Raw genomic sequence first — 233 nt, 5'->3', positions numbered from 1 at the left:
ACGCTGGGCTGTGCCGGCTGGACCGTGGGCCGGGTGGAAGGCGAGATCGCCGACCACTGCTGGCTGACCGTCCCCGCCGAGGCCGAACTGCTGTTCGCCACGCCGCTGGAGCCGCGCTGGCAGGGCGCCGCCGCACGGATCGGGGTCGACCTGTTCCGGCTGACGGACTACAGCGGCCATGGCTGAGCCGGCCACCATCCGCCGCGACGGCACCGTGCTCGGCTGCGAGGGCG

At 74.7% G+C, this 233-nt stretch carries 1 protein-coding gene; it reads left to right on the top strand.

All coding sequences use genetic code 11. From position 1 onward, the window contains the following. Nucleotides 1-186, top strand: a 186-nt coding sequence (locus tag ACQG3P_RS24435) for a YqgE/AlgH family protein (protein WP_426806496.1), incomplete at its 5' end; no start/stop codon positions are given. Between the last annotated feature and the right edge of the window lie 47 nt (nucleotides 187-233).

This window comes from Stenotrophomonas sp. SrG, assembly GCF_050031795.1.
Classification (GTDB): Bacteria; Pseudomonadota; Gammaproteobacteria; order Xanthomonadales; family Xanthomonadaceae; genus Stenotrophomonas; species Stenotrophomonas rhizophila_A.
This window is presented reverse-complemented; position numbering and strand designations above follow the sequence as displayed.